General features: G+C 46.7%; 15 protein-coding genes. 4 read left to right on the top strand and 11 right to left on the bottom strand.

Annotated features, from left to right (window positions below; translation table 11 throughout):
* Positions 1-210: 210 nt before the first annotated feature.
* From CLV25_RS01365 to CLV25_RS01345, 5 genes are all read right to left on the bottom strand, one after another.
* Positions 211-972, bottom strand: a complete 762-nt coding sequence (locus tag CLV25_RS01365) for a creatininase family protein (RefSeq protein WP_165876955.1) — start codon at positions 970-972, stop codon at positions 211-213.
* Between the two features lie 48 nt (positions 973-1,020).
* The gene (locus CLV25_RS01360; RefSeq protein ID WP_131837841.1) at positions 1,021-1,668 is read right to left on the bottom strand and encodes a CPBP family glutamic-type intramembrane protease; all 648 of its coding nucleotides are present in this window, start codon (positions 1,666-1,668) and stop codon (positions 1,021-1,023) included.
* A 277-nt stretch (positions 1,669-1,945) separates the two neighbouring features.
* Positions 1,946-2,419 carry a thioredoxin gene (trxA, locus tag CLV25_RS01355; RefSeq protein WP_131837840.1) on the bottom strand — a complete coding sequence of 158 codons (474 nt, stop codon included), beginning with the start codon at positions 2,417-2,419 and terminating at the stop codon, positions 1,946-1,948.
* Positions 2,420-2,440: 21 nt separating this feature from the next.
* Positions 2,441-2,653 carry a hypothetical protein gene (locus CLV25_RS01350; protein ID WP_131837839.1) on the bottom strand — a complete coding sequence of 71 codons (213 nt, stop codon included), beginning with the start codon at positions 2,651-2,653 and terminating at the stop codon, positions 2,441-2,443.
* Between the two features lie 79 nt (positions 2,654-2,732).
* Positions 2,733-3,383 (bottom strand): Crp/Fnr family transcriptional regulator, encoded by a 651-nt coding sequence (locus CLV25_RS01345; protein WP_165876954.1) that lies wholly within the window; start codon positions 3,381-3,383, stop codon positions 2,733-2,735.
* A 329-nt stretch (positions 3,384-3,712) separates the two neighbouring features.
* On the opposite strand from CLV25_RS01345, the gene CLV25_RS01340 reads away from it, so the two are divergent.
* Complete coding sequence (locus CLV25_RS01340) at positions 3,713-6,835, top strand: glycoside hydrolase family 2 TIM barrel-domain containing protein (protein WP_131837837.1); 3,123 nt, start codon at positions 3,713-3,715, stop codon at positions 6,833-6,835.
* 107 nt (positions 6,836-6,942) lie between these two features.
* Positions 6,943-7,158, top strand: a complete 216-nt coding sequence (locus CLV25_RS01335; protein WP_131837836.1) for a VF530 family protein — start codon at positions 6,943-6,945, stop codon at positions 7,156-7,158.
* 104 nt (positions 7,159-7,262) lie between these two features.
* Here CLV25_RS01335 and CLV25_RS01330 read toward each other — a convergent pair whose 3' ends face one another.
* Positions 7,263-8,381 carry a DEAD/DEAH box helicase gene (locus CLV25_RS01330; protein WP_131837835.1) on the bottom strand — a complete coding sequence of 373 codons (1,119 nt, stop codon included), beginning with the start codon at positions 8,379-8,381 and terminating at the stop codon, positions 7,263-7,265.
* A 184-nt stretch (positions 8,382-8,565) separates the two neighbouring features.
* Positions 8,566-10,293: a dipeptidase gene (locus tag CLV25_RS01325; protein ID WP_131837834.1), complete on the bottom strand. Its 1,728-nt coding sequence runs from the start codon at positions 10,291-10,293 to the stop codon at positions 8,566-8,568.
* A 212-nt stretch (positions 10,294-10,505) separates the two neighbouring features.
* Between CLV25_RS01325 and CLV25_RS01320 the strand changes: the two genes are divergently transcribed.
* Positions 10,506-11,357, top strand: a complete 852-nt coding sequence (locus CLV25_RS01320) for a C1 family peptidase (protein WP_131837833.1) — start codon at positions 10,506-10,508, stop codon at positions 11,355-11,357.
* 224 nt (positions 11,358-11,581) lie between these two features.
* Entirely contained in the window at positions 11,582-12,433 is an 852-nt protein-coding gene (locus CLV25_RS01315) for a C1 family peptidase (RefSeq protein ID WP_131837832.1), read from the top strand.
* A 61-nt stretch (positions 12,434-12,494) separates the two neighbouring features.
* On the opposite strand, the gene CLV25_RS01310 is transcribed toward CLV25_RS01315, so the two are convergent.
* The 4 genes from CLV25_RS01310 to tnpA form a co-directional block, all read right to left on the bottom strand.
* On the bottom strand, positions 12,495-13,235 hold the full coding sequence (locus CLV25_RS01310; protein ID WP_131837831.1) for a DUF6261 family protein: 741 nt from the start codon (positions 13,233-13,235) through the stop codon (positions 12,495-12,497).
* 567 nt (positions 13,236-13,802) lie between these two features.
* The gene (locus CLV25_RS01305; RefSeq protein ID WP_131837830.1) at positions 13,803-14,195 is read right to left on the bottom strand and encodes a protease inhibitor I42 family protein; all 393 of its coding nucleotides are present in this window, start codon (positions 14,193-14,195) and stop codon (positions 13,803-13,805) included.
* Positions 14,196-14,383: 188 nt separating this feature from the next.
* The gene (locus CLV25_RS01300) at positions 14,384-15,787 is read right to left on the bottom strand and encodes an NAD(P)/FAD-dependent oxidoreductase (protein WP_131837829.1); all 1,404 of its coding nucleotides are present in this window, start codon (positions 15,785-15,787) and stop codon (positions 14,384-14,386) included.
* Between the two features lie 475 nt (positions 15,788-16,262).
* Positions 16,263-16,727, bottom strand: a complete 465-nt coding sequence (gene tnpA, locus CLV25_RS16150) for an IS200/IS605 family transposase (protein WP_131837828.1) — start codon at positions 16,725-16,727, stop codon at positions 16,263-16,265.
* Positions 16,728-16,878 lie beyond the last annotated feature (151 nt).

Here is a 16,878-nt window from a genome sequence, read left to right as displayed (position 1 = left end):
TGAAGAGAAGAAAAATAGGGCAATGGCCAAAATATTTAATATGCAGAAAACTCTTTTAGTAAGTGACATCATTGAAGTCGTGGCAGATATTTTCTCCGCTTGAGAAAGGTTTCGTTGCAATTGCAATAGTTGAGTGTTTTGTTGAGGTAGGCAGCGAGTTTTCCTATTAAAGAAAAATAGCCGCAACAACGTGCGGCTATTTTTGTAGGCTTATAGTTTCTGGTAAATATTTTCCTCTTTAACCAGCTTTACGATTAATTCAGCAATTTCGGCTACAACCCTGTCTACGACAATCTTCCCGGTTTCAGGGGTAGTTCCGCGAGGGTCTCCAATGCCCGTATCTTCGGATACCGCTGCCCAATTGCGGGGTGTCCATGCCCATCCTTCGTTTAGAGCCTTAATGCTAAAGCCTACGCTGCGTCCTGTTCCTGTTTCTGGGCTTACCAGTTCGGGCTTAAGATGCATCATTACGCAGGTTTCTAGTGCGCCTGCATGATCGCCAGGATTATCAACCAAGGTGCGGATTATAGGATGTCTCCACCAGTCAACAGCAACCATCAGTAGATTTGGGTGCTTTAGCTGGAGTTCGCGGATGGCAAAACGGAAGTCGTTTCCACCATGGCTGTTTAGTATTATTAGTCTTTGTATTCCTTGTCGTATTAGCGAAGCCGCGATGTCGTCTAAAATGGTAAGCAGGGTGGTTGGTCTAAGGTTGATGCATCCTGTCAGCTCTCGTTGTCCCTCATTCTGAACTCCGAAAGGGAGGACGGGGAGCACCAGAGGGTTTACACCCTTTTCTGCTGCAAGTTCGGCGGATAATGCCGCTACCTCTTCCGATTGGTAGGAGTCGGTTCCGTAAGGTAAGTGATATCCGTGAGGCTCGGTTGCTCCCCAAGGTAGAATGGCAATATCAACAACCTCCGATTTAAGATCTCTGAAATTTTTCTGAACTAAGCGGTAACTTTTTCTCATGGATGGATTTTTTTCAAAGGTAGCCTCTTGCTGTAAAAAAATATTCATCTAGGTGAAAAATATACCAAGTCCAACAACGAAAAGAATAATGCCAACGATGGAATGCTCTACTGAAATTGCAAGAAGCGATCGGTGTCGTAGGTAGGCAAAACTCCAAAGCAACCCGATGGTAAATGAGCATAGAACTGCAATCCAGTTGTTGAATACAATATGCAGAAAGGCAAAAAATGCCGCACTTGCTACCGCCATTACTTTTTCGTTGCGGAAAAGCACCTTGTAGCGGTTAAAGAAGAATGATCGGTAAATGAGTTCCTGGGGAACAACCGACCAAAGCGGGTAAAGCAAGAAGATGGCAAGCCAGTACATCGGCTTGTTGTAGGGTAGCACAAAAAGATAGTTGGGAATTATAAAATAGGTAAGGGCTAGTATTATTAGTGTTGCAATGGATACCCTAAGTAACAATGATATCCATCCTCTAAACCCAACAAGGCTAAAGCTGCTCCACTTGAAATTTCGGTTTATAAGAAGAACCGTTAGGCAGTATCCAAATACGAGAAATAGCGTTAAGAGTCGATGGAGGGGAATGTATTTTAAGTAGAAGAGCAATGGAACGGCAACGTATATGACAAGAAGTTCAAGTAACCTCAACAATTTCGTCTTTTGTGTCTGTGCTTTAGTGCTGCATCCTCTTTTCATTACCCTACTTTTTAGATGTTTCTGTTGTTTTTCGGTGAAGAGTAGCAATTGAAAAGGACGAATTTTTATGATAGCGAAGCGCAGTAAGGGGCTACGCCTACTGGCAAAAGAAAATGTTTTGGAAGGAAGAAAGGGGGGCTACTTTACATCGAATCTACTATACTAACAGTGCTTTTTTAGGGTAGGTTCATGTATGTCGGTAGATTCTCGGCAGTGTAAAAGCTAAAAAAGGATGGAGCGAATCCATCCTTTTTACATCTAAAAACTAGCACTATACTTACTTCGATAGGAGCACCTGCTGAATTGCTTGCTCTAACTGTTCTTCGCCCAGTGCCCCCTGTACAACTTGAGGTTGACCTGTTTTAGGGTAAAAGTACATGGTCGGAATACTTTGGATTCCATGTGATGCTGCAAGATCGCGCTCTGCATCAACATCGACCTTGTAGATGTTGATTTTACCGGCGTATTTTTTAGACAGTTTTTCGAGAATCGGAGCTACTCGTTTGCAGGGGCCGCACCATGTCGCATAAAAGTCAACAATCACGGGGAGTTTACCCTCGAATACAAATGTGCTGGGGTTTTTCTCGTAGTTCCACACCAGCGTCAGGTACTCGGCCTTAGTGATATGCTTTATTCCTTCTGCAGCCACTGCTTTAGGAGCGTTTGCATTTTTAGTTTTTGGCTTCTTTTCGCCGCTGCAGCTGCTGGCAAACAGCAAGCCGACAACGGCCACCAGTAGAATCTTCTTCATGTCGCTATTTTCTAGTATTAATTATTCTTGCCTGTTAACACGTTTTGCCCCCTTCTTGTTCGACGGAACTAGGAGAAAGCCGATTAGACCAAACCAAAACATGGACATGTACGGGTTTGATGAAATTGGGCATGATCCTGAATTGCAGCCGATAAATCGCCAGTAGAGTAGACCTGCTAACGCTCCTGCTGCTATTCCTAAAACCCACTTAAAGTATTTTTTAAAGATGCTCATCTTTCTCCAAATTTAAATGCGCTTTTTAAGCTATTTGGACAAAGGTACCTTAACGCATTCTTCCCATCAGTGATTTTTGTCACTTTGCTTGTATGCTTTTGGTAATTGATGGAAGAATACGTACAAACGATCGGTTTACCTCCACAAATCCTGAATCCTCTAACTTTTTTAGTAGGCGAGATATCACTTCTCTCGAGGAGTTCAGCTCATCGGCAATTTGCTGATGAGAGAGGTAGAGCCGTTCGCCACCTGTGTTGTAGTGCTGGAGCAGATAGTAAAGCAGCCTCTCGTCGAGATGTCGGAATATAACGCTATCGAAGGTGTCTAGCAGTTCCGACATTCGGAGGTTGAAACTCTGTAGTAGATAGCGGTTCCATTCTGGATATTCCTGCATCCACACTTCAGGATAGGGAGATGGGATAAACATCACCTCGCAATCGGTATAAGCAACCGCTCTCATGTCTGCTTTTCGCATTCTCATACAGCAAAGTGCGGATAGTACGCAAAGTTCGCCCGAAGAGAGGAAGTAAAGGAAGTGTGAACTGCCATCTTCGTCGACCCTGAATATTTTAACAACTCCTTCTGCTACAATTGCCGCCGATCCAATGTAGCTACCCTCACGGAAAAGCGCATCGCCTGCGCTAAAATGCTTGCGGATGGACTGAGCATCAACAGCCATGCGTAGCTCCTCCGAAAGTATTTGGAAAAGGTTTGCCGATTTTGCATCCATCGTAAAAAAATTGATGGTGTCCAATGTACTCAGAATCGTTGAAATTCGCGAAGCAAATCTGAAATATGCAAAAAAATGAAAGAGGTAAGCATTCCTACCAGTAGGTATTCTATGCTTTGACATAAGCTATATGGTATCCCTCTTCATTATTCTTGTTTACAATTACGCCTTTCATTTGCTATATTTCGCATTCGTAGAAGAAATGGTAATGAATAGATTTCTTAGCCTAATGTAAAGGAAAAGATGGTTGTCTAAGCAATAGTTTGCAAAAGAACAGGGTGTCGTCCTTTTTGAATTTGGGCAAGGAATAACCTAATAATTAACAACAAATGAAAAGAATGCTTCGCTCGTGTTTGCAACTCGTTTTGCTGCTTTACGGCACAACTGCATTTGCACAAAAAGAAGAATGGCTAAATCCTAATGTAAATGAAGTTAACCGCTACCCAATGCATGCTAACTTTTTTGCTTACGAGTCAAAGGGGAAGGCGATTCAAGGAGATATGAAGTCATCGGAAAGGTTCGTAAGCCTTAATGGTAACTGGCGTTTCTACTGGGTTAAAGATGCCGATGCTCGTCCAACCGATTTCTTTAGCGAGGACTACAACGATCGTTCCTGGAGCACTATGCCTGTTCCTGGAATTTGGGAACTAAACGGGTATGGCAAGCTTCAGTACGTAAATGTGGGTTACCCTTGGCGCAACCAGTTCAAAAACAATCCACCACAGGTCCCCATCGAGAATAATCACGTTGGATCGTACCGTAGGACAATCGAGATACCTGCTAGCTGGAGTAGCAAGCAGGTTATTGCCCATTTTGGAGCTGTATCGTCGAACATGTACCTTTGGGTGAATGGCAAATATGTTGGCTACAGCGAGGACAGCAAGCTGGAGGCGGAATTCGATATCTCAAAGTATCTTAAACCAGGCAAAAATCTAATAGCTTTTCAGGTGTTTCGTTGGTGCGATGGATCTTACCTCGAAGATCAGGATTTTCTTCGTGCCTGTGGTGTAAGCCGCGACTGCTACCTCTACACCCGCGAGGCTAAACGTGTGGACGACATCAACGTTGAAGCCGACCTTGACAAGAACTACACCAATGGCGAATTGCGCATTAAGATGAACATGACCCCACAATCAAAGGGTGTCGCGATCAACGTGATGCTTACGAGCCCAAATGGTCAACCGGTGGCAACAAGCACACTTACATCAACGGGTAAAATAGTAAACTCTACCATCAAGGTTCCTAATGTTGCCAAGTGGAGCGCGGAAACACCAAACCTATACCAGCTAATAGTAACAGTTGCTCAAGGCGATAAGGTTATTGAGGTTATTCCTTTAAAGGTAGGTTTTCGCAAAATTGAACTCCGAAATGCTCAGCTGCTAGTTAACGGACAACCTGTTCTATTTAAGGGTGCAAATCGTCACGAGATGGATCCCAAAACAGGTTACTACGTATCGGAGGAGCGCATGCTGCAGGATATCCGCATTATGAAGGAGAACAACATCAACGCTGTTCGTACTTGCCACTATCCCAACAACAACCGATGGTATGATCTGTGCGACCAGTTCGGCATCTACATGGTTGCTGAAGCAAATGTAGAGTCGCATGGTATGGGGTATGGAGAAAAAACGCTTGCTAAGAATCCTCTTTTCGAAAAGGCCCATTTGGAGCGCAATCAACGCCACGTACAGCGCAGCCGCAACCATGCTTCAATAATAACATGGTCGCTGGGTAACGAAGCTGGCTCTGGTCCTAATTTCCTAAAGAGCTATCAGTGGATTAAGAAGGCAGATACAACCCGTTTCGTGCAGTACGAACAAATGCTAAACGATGGAGCTTCGGATATTTACTGCCCCATGTATGACGATTACAAAACCTGTGAAAGGTATCTCAACAGCAACCCTACTCGGCCCCTTATTCAGTGCGAGTACGCTCATGCCATGGGTAACTCTCAGGGTGGATTTAGGGAATACTGGGATTTAGTACGCAAGTATCCCAGCTATCAAGGTGGGTATATTTGGGACTTCGTCGACCAGGCGATCCGCTTCCCCAATAAGGAAGGTAAGCTAATCCTGACCTATGGTGGCGACTGGGATCGCTATGATGCCTCGGACAACAACTTCTTTAATAATGGCCTTATCAACCCAGATCGTCGTCCTAATCCGCACATGGATGAAGTAAAATACCAGTATCAATCAATTTGGGTTAAGCCTATCGACCTTGCTAAGGGGAGAATATCCGTTTACAACGAAAACTTCTTTGTCGACCTATCTAGTTATCGTATGGTTTGGGAGCTGGTGGCCGATGGCATCACCATTCAACGCAGCAGCATCGAGGACTTGAATGTTGCCCCTCATCAAATCCAGGAGATGACATTGCCCTACGATACTTCATCGTTCGAAAGGTACAAGGAGGTGCTGCTTAACGTTTACTTCGAGCAAAAGGTGATCAATCCGCTAATGGCAATTGGACATCTGGTTGCAAAAAATCAACTCGTCGTAAAGGAGTATAAGTCAGCAAACGCTCAGCTTACAGCCGTTTCAACCTGCATTAACTGTTCTGTCGTTACGCCAAAAGTTGCTACCAATGACTATAACTATCTCCGTATTAAAGGTGATAACTTTAGCATGGATTTCAACAAGCATACCGGATGGATGAGCCAGTATGTGGTGAACAACCAACCCATGTTTACCGATGAAGCGGAGTTGAAACCTAGTTTCTGGCGTGCTCCTACCGATAATGATTTCGGTGCTGGTCTTCAGAAAGAATTCGCGGTTTGGAAGAACCCAACCTATGAGCTTAAGTCGCTTAACCACGAAGAGGGAGAAGGTCTGGTAAAAATTACAGCTACTTACACCATTAAAGAAGTAAACGCTACCCTTACCCTTACCTACAGCATCAACAACCGAGGAGAAGTGCAGGTTAATCAAAAAATGGTTGCCGACAAAGGTTCTAAGGCTCCCTACATATTCCGTTTTGGAATGGAGGTGCAGATTCCTGCTAATATGGATCAAATAGAGTACTACGGTCGTGGTCCAATAGAAAACTATGCCGATCGTAATACCTCTACCTTTATAGGGCGCTACCATCAAACCGTTGCAGAGCAGTTCTACCCTTACATTCGCCCACAGGAAAATGGAAACAAAACAGACATCCGCTGGTGGATTCAGCGTAACCTCAACGGCGATGGCTTGCAATTTGTAGCCGCTGAGCCTTTTTCAGCCTCTGCGCTTAACTTTAGCACCGAACAGCTAGACGATGGCATACGTAAGGATCAGCGTCACTCCTTGGAGTTGATTCCTTCCAACTTTGTGAACCTTCACATCGACAAAGCGCAAATGGGCTTAGGTTGTGTTACCAGTTGGGGCGCAAGACCTCTTCCTCAGTACATGCTTCCCTATGCCGACTACGACTTCACCTTTACCATTACTCCTGTAAAGAACTCTTACTAGTAGATTTTTTGGAGTGTGATTATATGAAAAGAGGGACCATTTGGTCCCTCTTTTCTATGTTAGTGCTTCGATTTAATATTTCTACCTTTGCCGATATCCTACGAGCAATGGAGCAAAAGAACAATCCGCTACACGGCAAAACCCTAGAGGCTATCCTTACTGAACTGCAAACCCGCTACGGATGGGAAGGACTTGCAATTCGCATCAACATAAACTGCTTTAAGGAAAACCCCAGTATCAAGTCGAGCCTGAAGTTTCTGCGTCGTACTCCTTGGGCGCGGGAGAAGGTGGAGGCGCTATACCTGCATTCGATGAAGAGGTGACGTTAGCCGAGCGTAGTCGAGGCTAACACTACAATAGAGATACTCGCTATTTGGTGAAAGCCCTTCCTTTAACCTCTGAAATAACTACGTCTAACTTTTGGAAGTTACAGTTCCACCTTTTTAATGCTTATGTCTAGCTTCTTTTCGATGGTCTGCAGCTTATGAACCTCATTACTTCCTACCAATGAAATCGACAGTCCCTTGCGTCCGGCTCGGGCGGTACGTCCGCTGCGGTGAGTGTAGTAGTCTACCTGCTCGGGAAGGTCGTAGTGTACCACGTAGGCTAGGTTCTCGACGTCTATGCCGCGTGCTGCAACATCGGTGGCTACCAGAATCTGCACGCGCTTTTTCTTGAAGGCGCGCATGGCTTTGTCGCGCTCCTTCTGCATCAAATCGCCATGGATGGCATCGGCCGAAATACCGCGTTCGACGAGTTGCTGCGTCAGATCCTGAACATCCTGTCGGGTGCGGCAGAAGATAACTCCACGATTCTCTCCCTGCCCGTCTAGGAAGCGGCGAAGCATGGTTAGCTTATCCCTCATGGTGGTGATGACGTAATGGTGCGAGATGCCGCGGTTGATAACCTCCACCTTAGAGGCTTGAATGCGGAAGGCATCCTCTCTCATATGCGCATCGATGATGGCCTGAATACCATCAGGAAGAGTTGCTGAAAAGAGCCAGGTGGCGCGCTCCTGCGGGATGTGGTTGAGGATGGCCTCGAGCTCGTCCTTAAAGCCCATGCTCAGCATCTCGTCGGCCTCGTCGAGGATGGCGGTACGCACCTGCGAAAGGTCTACGGCCTTACGTGTGAGCAGATCGACAAGACGACCCGGCGTGGCAACCAGTATATGAGTAGGACGTGTTAGGTTGGCAACCTGCTGGTCGATCTTAGCACCACCGTAAATGGCCTCAACAAAAATCTTTTTATCTAAGTACTTGGTGAAACGGAATAGCCCTTTAGCAATCTGCTGGCATAGCTCGCGGGTTGGTGCTAGGATCAATCCCTGTATCCGACCATTTTCCGCATCGACCTTGGAAAGGAGCGGGAGCCCGAAAGCGGCCGTCTTGCCCGTTCCAGTTTGTGCCTGACCGACAAAGTCGGTTCCCTGTTCGATTAAAAACGGTATTGCTTTAACCTGAATGTCGGTTGGGGTAGCAATTCCCATATCGGCTAACGCTAGTAGGTAGGGCTCTTCAATGCCCAAATCGGCAAAATTACTCAACTTGCTCTGTTTAAATGAGCCGCAAAGATAGCGCTAAAATTGAGTTGGAAGGATGTATTTAAGAGCAACTGCAATGTTATAGTCTTTTTGTTAATGTCGTATTCGTATTTCTACCATAAAAGAACAGGGGCAACCAAATGAATTTTTGGTTGCCCCTGTTCTTTTTTATAAATGTTGCTTTTTGCTACTTCAACACCTCAAACTTACTTCCAGTTTGGTCGATGATGGTTTTCTTCCAGTAGTCGGGTAGCTCAGGTTGGATTGGAGATGCAGGAAATCCGTAGGGATTACGCAAGAACTTGCCGTCCTTCTCCTTTTTGATATTACCATCAATATACTTTACAAGTAGGTAGTTCGAGAAGTCAACCCAGCGCTTTACGGTGTTATTCCCTAAATCAACAGAGAAGTTGGTAATGTATTCGCGAGCTTCGTCGGGACTGCTTTTGTAAAGTTCGGCTGCTGCTGCATCGGTAGCCTTTACAAACAATTCGTTGCGATCTTCCATTTCTTTCTGCAACTTTTTTATGTCCTTGCTGATGACATCATAGCGAAGGTAGGCAAAGTTGGATACACGGTTGAAGGCCCAAAAGGCTGCGGTGGGAGAGTAGGTTAACATGTCGCCATTACCTTCGGCCCAGCATTCGGGCACACGGGTCATGCCACAGTAGAATGGTACATATACGCACGATGCGGCATCGTCTACCCCAAACCAGCTAATGCCCCCAATGGCGTTGGGTAGCCACGAGCGCATTTGAGCGATGAACGAGAATCCGGTTTGCTGGGTTGCGGTGGTTCGCTCGTGGAAGTACTCTTTCCCGTTATACTTCCAGGTCATAGGGCGCCAGCGGTAGGGTAGTGCATGCGGTCCTGCACCAACATCTTGGCTCATGTCGAATTCTGTTCCTTCGAGGTGGTTGCGCTTGAAGCTCATAAGGTCGCGAGGCGATAGCTTGCGGTTTGGCTTTACGTAAAGGGGCATGCGGTGGCTAAGGTTTTTGCCTGTAACGTAGTCGAGATACTGGTCCATTCCGTCGCATGCCGAGTTGAACATTGCCCAAACTCGGAATTCGCTAAAGCGGGCTGCTCCAAAATCCAAAGGCGCATAGGTGTCTGAGAAGCTAAACTCGGCATCGGTGCCGGAGAACCACTTCTTTTCGCGAGCGAAGCTAATGACGTCGTTGGCGTAAACCACCTCAACCTCTGGTTCGAAAATTTTGTCAATATTCTTGAAGCTGATGGAGGTTTTTCCATTCTCTAATGGGAAAGTTGTGATGCGGGCTTGGTTGGCGTGTGCGCTGATGTATCCGTCGGGAATGCGAATAGCTACCCACAGTGCTCCTTTGTTCTTGTTATACCTTGCCTTTGTTTTCTTATCGGTAGCCCAGCTGGTTCCTTTCCCTGTCATCTCCAGAATCCAAACCTCGTTAGGGTCGCCTATAGAGAACGATTCGCCAGCACCAAAGTATCCATACCTATCTACAAGTTCGGTCATAACCTTGATTGCTTCGCGAGCCGTTTTTGAGCGCTGCAAGGCTAGGAACATTAAGCTGCCATAGTCGATGGTTCCTGTTGAATCGTCGAGTTCGGAGCGGCCTCCAAAGGTGCTTTCGCCAATGGCAACTTGGTATTCGTTCATCATCCCGACTACAGAATAGGTGTGCGCTACTTGAGGAATTTGTCCTAGAGGCTTGCTTGAGCCACGATCGAAGAGCGAAACCATTGTTCCGGCTGGGTAATCCTTGGCGGGACGGAAGTAGAGCTCGCCGTAGCGAACGTGTGAGTCGGCCGCATAGGATATCATAGCAGAGCCATCCTTAGATGCTCCTTTGGTTACAAGGTAGCTGGTACAGGCGTTGGATTGCTGCGCTTGCAGCAGCAATAGCGTAGCCAGAGACAGTACTATTTTTTTCATGTTGCTGAATTTTGTTCAAGTGAAGGCAAAAGTAGAATATTTTGATTCGCTTGCAATTGTTGGTGAGTGCTTGTTGGGCTAAAGGCGGTTATTTAGCTCCAATTGCTAGCTCGAATTTTAGTTTTAGCTTTATTTTTTAACCATCTATTGTAGTTAAAAAAATATTTCATACATTTCGCAGTCTTAACCAATGTTTATTAAGCTAAAAAACTATGAAAAAGATCGGATTTATTTTAAGCACATCTTTGGCTGTTCTCTGTATTGTAGCCTTGGCTTTTGTTTCTTGTCAGAAAGAAAACGATGCAAATGTTGAAACAAAAGCTCAACCTGTGACCCACCAGCTTGGCTGTTTGATGCTTCCTACTGAAAAGTATATGGGCATTGAACTTAAGGATGCTCCAACTTCGTTGCTAAAAGCTGCTCCAACTGTGCTTACCCTAAATACGCCTCCTGTTGGCGATCAAGGTAGCGAGGGTAGCTGTGTAGCTTGGGGAACAACCTATGCTGGTCGTAGTATCAGCTGGCAAGCTGCTAATCCTGCAACTTGGAGCTATTCTGTAAATATTTTTAGCCCCGAATACACGTACAACCAAATTAAGGCTAGCGATTGCGCTAGTGGTTCGTACGTTACTAGAGGTTTGGATTTGTTGGTTTCTCAAGGTGCTGTACCTTGGAGTATCATGCCTTACAGCGATGTGAATGGCTGTAGCCTTATGCCAACTGCCGACCAAAAGGCAATTGCTGCCAACTATAAGATTGCAAGCTACAACCGTATCAGCATTACTTCTGCTGCTATTAAAGCGGCTCTAGTTTCTGGTAAGCCAGTTGTTGTTGGCGGACCTGTAAATAGGGCATTTATGTACCTGTCTGGAGCAACCGTACTTACTAAGTTCTCTGGCTCTTCTATGGGAGGTCACTGCTACTGTGTTGTTGGGTACGACGATAGCAAGCAAGCATTCAAGGTTCAAAACTCTTGGGGCACCACTTGGGGTACCAATGGCTTTGGCTATATTGGCTATAACTATGTTGCCAAATGGTTCCAAGAAGCTTACGTTCTAAACTAACCGAAAATCGTTAACCGAAGTAAAAAAGAGTATATTGGTTAAGGCAGTAGAGCCGATGCAGCGCATCGGCTCTACTTTGTCTTATCTCCATTCGTGTCTTGCCTTTTTCATTGTTAAATACTCTTGATGGGAGGTGTACTAGCTGGGCTCATGCTGGAATTCTAGTGCTGATATTCATAATTTGCCTCTGTCTTAATCATTCATCCAAAAAAATTAGAGCAACTATGAAAAAGACAAGAATCGTTGTAATGAGCGTGGCAGCTGCTGCTTTCCTAGTAGCCGCTATCGTTGTTTCCTGCCAAAAGGAGGATGGAACAAATGCCGATGGTAATCTACAACCTGTAACCCATCAGCTGGGCTGCTTAATGCTTCCTACCGAAATGTACATGGGCATTACCTTAACGGATGCTCCTGTTTCGCTGCTTAAGGCTGCTCCTACTGTTTTAAACCTAAACGTTCCTCCTGTTGGCGATCAGGGTGGAGAGGGTAGCTGCGTTGCATGGGGAACAACCTATGCCGGACGTAGCATCAACTGGCAAGCCTCGCATCCCGATAGCTGGAGCAAGTCGGTTAACATCTTTAGCCCCGAGTACGTTTACAATCAGATTAAGGCAACCAGCAGCTGCGCCTCCGGAGCCTACGTTACCGATGGCCTCAAGCTTCTGGTAAACGAGGGCGTTGTTCCTTGGAACGTTATGCCGTATACCGATGTTAGCTGCAGCCTTATGCCAACTGCCGATCAGGAAGCTACTGCGGCTACCTATAAGGTGGCCAGCTACGGCCGTGTTAGCATTACTGCCGATGCCATTAAGGCTGCGCTAGTTTCTGGCAAGCCTGTTATTGTGGGTGGTCCTGTAAATAGCGCGTTCATGTACCTCCGCAGCGGGGCTGTACTCGGTAAGTTTACCGGCAGATCGCTAGGCGGCCACTGCTACTGCGTGGTTGGCTACGACGATAGCAAGCAAGCCTTCAAGTTTATGAACTCGTGGGGGCCATCTTGGGCTACAAGTGGATTTGGATACATCAGCTACAAGTATGTTAAGAGCTGGTTCCAGGAAGCCTACGTGCTTAACTAGCCGTTGACGAGGATTGGTGCATATCAGGATACCGGAGCCGCTGCGTACACAGCGGCTCTTTTTATGCGTTACCTTCTTCGGTAGGTTTTGCCTTTTTCTTCTCGCGGAACGTCTTTTGGTGCTTCATCTTGGCCCGGTACTCGCTGTTCTTGGCTTCGATGCTCGCCAGGGCACGTGTCCACGCCTCGCTGGGGGCAATGACCGACATCCCCTCAACAAACAGCCAGATTTCTCGGATGGCTGCCTCGTACTCTTTTTTTATGGATGAGGGCGGGGGCGTTTGCTGCAGCTCGTTCTTTTGGTAGATTTTTCGTTTGGACGCTTCGTAGAATAGCGATTGTGCGCTTTCGAGCCCGGTAACAGCCTCCTTTAGTCCCAGACCCTCGATGGCGCTGGAGGCGCTTTCGGTGCCTAGGCGCAGGAGCAGCAGCTGGATGTCCATCGTTTCCTTTAGGTCGCGCTTGGCGTTGAGCCGGTTGCCGCAGCTTTTGATGATGCCCATCAGCAGCTTGGCTCTACGTACATCATCCTCATTGGAGGAGTAGAGCGCCGCAACGATAAGGTAGCGCAGGCGTAGAAACGCCCGGTCGCGGTTGCGGTCGAACTTCCGAATAGGCTCATTTGATCTTCGCATCACCGTAAACGAGCTGGTGTACTGGGCATGCTTCTGCAAAAAAATGGCGATGTGCTCGTTGGTTCTATAGCTCTCCAACGAGGGGCTGGTTAGGATGTGCACCAGCTCGCTACCGTAGGCGGCGAGCATGGACGTGTTAAGCCTGAACAGCGAAAGCGATTTTTCCATACGCTTAGGTTTATCTTCGAATGGCAATCGACGTCTTTACCCTTTTGGCCGATCATCCCGGCATCGCAAACGACCTTCGGATGTGTCGGGCAGGGCATCTACCTTCTAGTTTCGACAGCTTTTGCCTGCAATATTTATTTCTACCGGGAATATACAAATATTGCAGCGCAATAATGAAAATCTACCAGCTAAAAGTGAATATAGCAGGCTAAATATTAAAATATCACCTGAATATTTAAATATTGCATTGCAATATTAATATCAACCAGTCGAATTTGAATATTGCGCTGCAATATTAGCTTATTCCGGTGGTAGTTGAATATTGCAGTAAATGTCGAACCTAATCGGTTAAGAGATGGCCTACCGGACTGCTGCGGAGGTTGTTCTTTGATGGCTTTTAACCATCCTTTCTGCTAGGGTTGCTGTTTTTGTTGCGGGGATGGATTCCCGATGGGGTGCAATGGGGCAATGGGGGATGAGGATGAATAAAAGAAACGGTTCGTAGAGACGGGTCACAACCCCGTTTTTATGGTGATGATAAAAAAGAGACGGGTCTCAGACCCGTCTCTACCTTACCCGTACCGCAATTTCTTTTATGGTAATGGTGCTGTTGCGCTGGAATACGCGCAGCTCCTCAAATCGGAGGGTGTCTACTCCTGGCCTTACGGCCTTAAACGTCCAGATGATGTAGGATGGGCCTCCGTACTTGCGCTTTTCCGCTTTAGGAATCCACCGTGTTGCCTTCAGGCTATCTACAACGGTGGTTTGGGATCTGTTCATCCAGCGCCAAACGTAGCCGCCCCCGATGTGCTCCAGCATCTTAAACGTTATGGTTTCGTTAATGCGAATTTCGTAGTACGGCTTCGGGTCGGGGATTTTTGCTTTTTGGGGCTTGTCCTTACTCCATCCATCCGACAGGATGAATGCCATAAGGGCTGCCAGTATAATCTTTTTCGTCATGATGCCTAGGTGCTTTGGGTGTGCGAAATGTACGAAATTGTGCAATGAAAAGGCAACGGTAATGGGGTTTTTGTGGGCTTTTGCCTTGATGTGCTGATGGCTAAAAGGTCAAGGGCTCCTTCAAAAAAAGAGGAGCCCTTGTTGGTTTATGCTTGATTGCGCGTAAGCGTTATGGGGTAGGTGCGTAGCTAGCGGCTATCGGCCTGAGTTCGCTTTAGGATCTCGCGTCCAATCAGCACCCCGTTTACCGATGCCTGCATTAGCCCTCGGGTGATGCCTGCGCCATCGCCGCCGAGGTAGAGGTTGCGGATGGAGGCCGACTGGAAGTCCGTTCCCACCTTTATGATGTTGGAGTAGAACTTTACCTCCACGCCGTAGAGCAGCGTCTCGTCCGATGCCAAGCCGGGCGTAACCTTGTCGAGCGCCTGTATCATCTCCATAATATCAATAAGAATACGGTGGGGCAGCACCAAACTGAGGTCGCCGGGTACGGCATCCTTAAGCGTTGGGATGATGTTGTTGCGGTAGAGGCGCTCGCGGGTGGTGCGGCGGCCGCGAATCAGGTCGCCAAAGCGCTGTACCAGCACGCGGTTTTGGGTGAGCATGTTGGCCAGCCGGGCGATGTGCTTGCCGTACTCGATGGGCTGGTTGAAGGGTTCGGTAAACTTCTGCGAAACCAGCAGCGCGAAGTTGGTGTTGTCGCTTTTCAGATCCTTGTAGCTATGGCCGTTTACCACCGCCAGCTTCTCGTCGTAGTACTCCGACGACACGAAACCTCCGGGGTTGGAGCAGAAGGTGCGCACCTTGTCGTCGAACGTTTTGGTGTAGTGGATGAGCTTTGCCTCGTAGAAGCTGTCGTTAATCTCCTGCATGATCTCGTTGCGGCACTCCACCCGCACGCCGATGTCCACAATGCCCACTTCGGTGGTGATGCTCTCCTTTGCGCACTGCTTAAAGAGCCAGTCCGACCCTTCGCGCCCAACGGCTACCACTACGTACGATGCTTCGTAGTCGCCCTTGCTGCAGCGCACCCCCTTTATCTCGCTATTCTCTATTATAAGATCGGTAACCGGTGAGTTAAACTTTACCTCTACGCCGTGCGCTACCACGTAGTCGTACAGCTTGTGGTATAGCTCCTGCGTTTTTTCGGTGCCTAGGTGACGAACCGGACAGTGCACCAGCTTCAGGTTGGCGTCGATGGCGCGGCGCTGGATGTCGCGCATCTGCGGGGTGAGGTTTTGACCGTGAACGAGGGTGTCCGCCCCAAATTCGAGGTAAATTTTATCGGTGTACTCGATCAGCTCCATTGTTCGCTCTATGCCCAGGTAGTCGGGCAGCGTGCCACCCACCTCGTGCGATAGCGACAGCTTGCCATCGGAGTATGCGCCAGCACCAGCCCAGCCCGTAGTGATGCTACAGGGTTTGCAGTGAACGCAAATTCCACCGTTGGTATGCTTGGGGCAGCTGCGCTTGGCCATGCTGCGCCCCTTTTCGAGGATAAGGATTTGCAGGTTGGCATTCTCCTTTACCAGCTGGTAGGCAGTAAAAATGCCGGCTGGGCCGGCACCTACAATTATAACGTCGTATTTCATTGTAAGAACATTGTATTGTATATCCGCTACGCGGAAAATCATCTGAAAATACGCAATTTTCTACAAATCTTTATCTGCTACTCGGAATTTGTTGTGCGTCATTTCACCTATTGCCTATGGTTATTCTTCTCTTTACGAAAAGGTAATTGCCCGTAGGACATAACGACTTGTAGCCTTTCACAGTTCGTTCTTTCAATTTGCCCGTAGGGCATAAACTATATTATTCAAGGAGCCTGAATATGTGCATCTCGTTAAAATCGATGCTGTATGGTATATCCGCTACGTGGAAAAACATTCGAGATCGCACAATGGTTTCTACAAATCCTTATCCGCTACGCGGAATTTGTTGTGCGTCATTTCACCTATTGCCTATGGTTATTCTTCTATTTACGAAAAGGTAATTGCCCGTAGGGCATAACGACTTGTAGCCTTTCACAGTTCGTTCTTTCAATTTGCCCGTAGGGCATAAACTATATTATTCAAAGAACTTGAACATGTACAATTCATTAAATTCGATGCTGTTTTTATTGAGGATATCTAGATATTCTTGCCTGAATGTCCTCTTTTTATGATGATTCTCTTGCCCTTCGATATATCGAATTACTGCATCAATTTGCGACCTGCTGTACGAAAAGGCTCCGTATCCTTCTTGCCACTCGAAATGCCCAAGGCAGAGATTATTCTTGTTTATGAATAAGGAGGAACTTCGTTTGATTTCATAAACAGTTTCCGATATCGATTTTGTTGGGTTAAATCCAATCAACAAATGGATATGATCTATATAACCATTGATTTTAATTGATTTGTGATTCATCCCATTTATAATAGCACCAATGTACTCGAATAATCGTGGTCGAATGGAGGGTGTTAATATTCTATCGCGATGCTTTACTGCAAAGACGAGATGGATGTAGACTTGAGTGAAAGATTGAGGCTTCATTGTTAGAATGTTGGTTTCTTTTTATAAAAATAGGGAAAAACAACAATTCTATTGGTCTATATATGTAGATGTAAAATCAACACATTGGATATCCGCTACGCGGAACAATATTTATAATCGCGATGTTTTCTACAAATCTTTATCCGCTACG

Source organism: Acetobacteroides hydrogenigenes (assembly GCF_004340205.1).
Classification (GTDB): Bacteria; Bacteroidota; Bacteroidia; order Bacteroidales; family ZOR0009; genus Acetobacteroides; species Acetobacteroides hydrogenigenes.
Note: the sequence above shows the minus strand (reverse complement) of the source record. Positions and strands in the feature narration are given on the sequence as shown.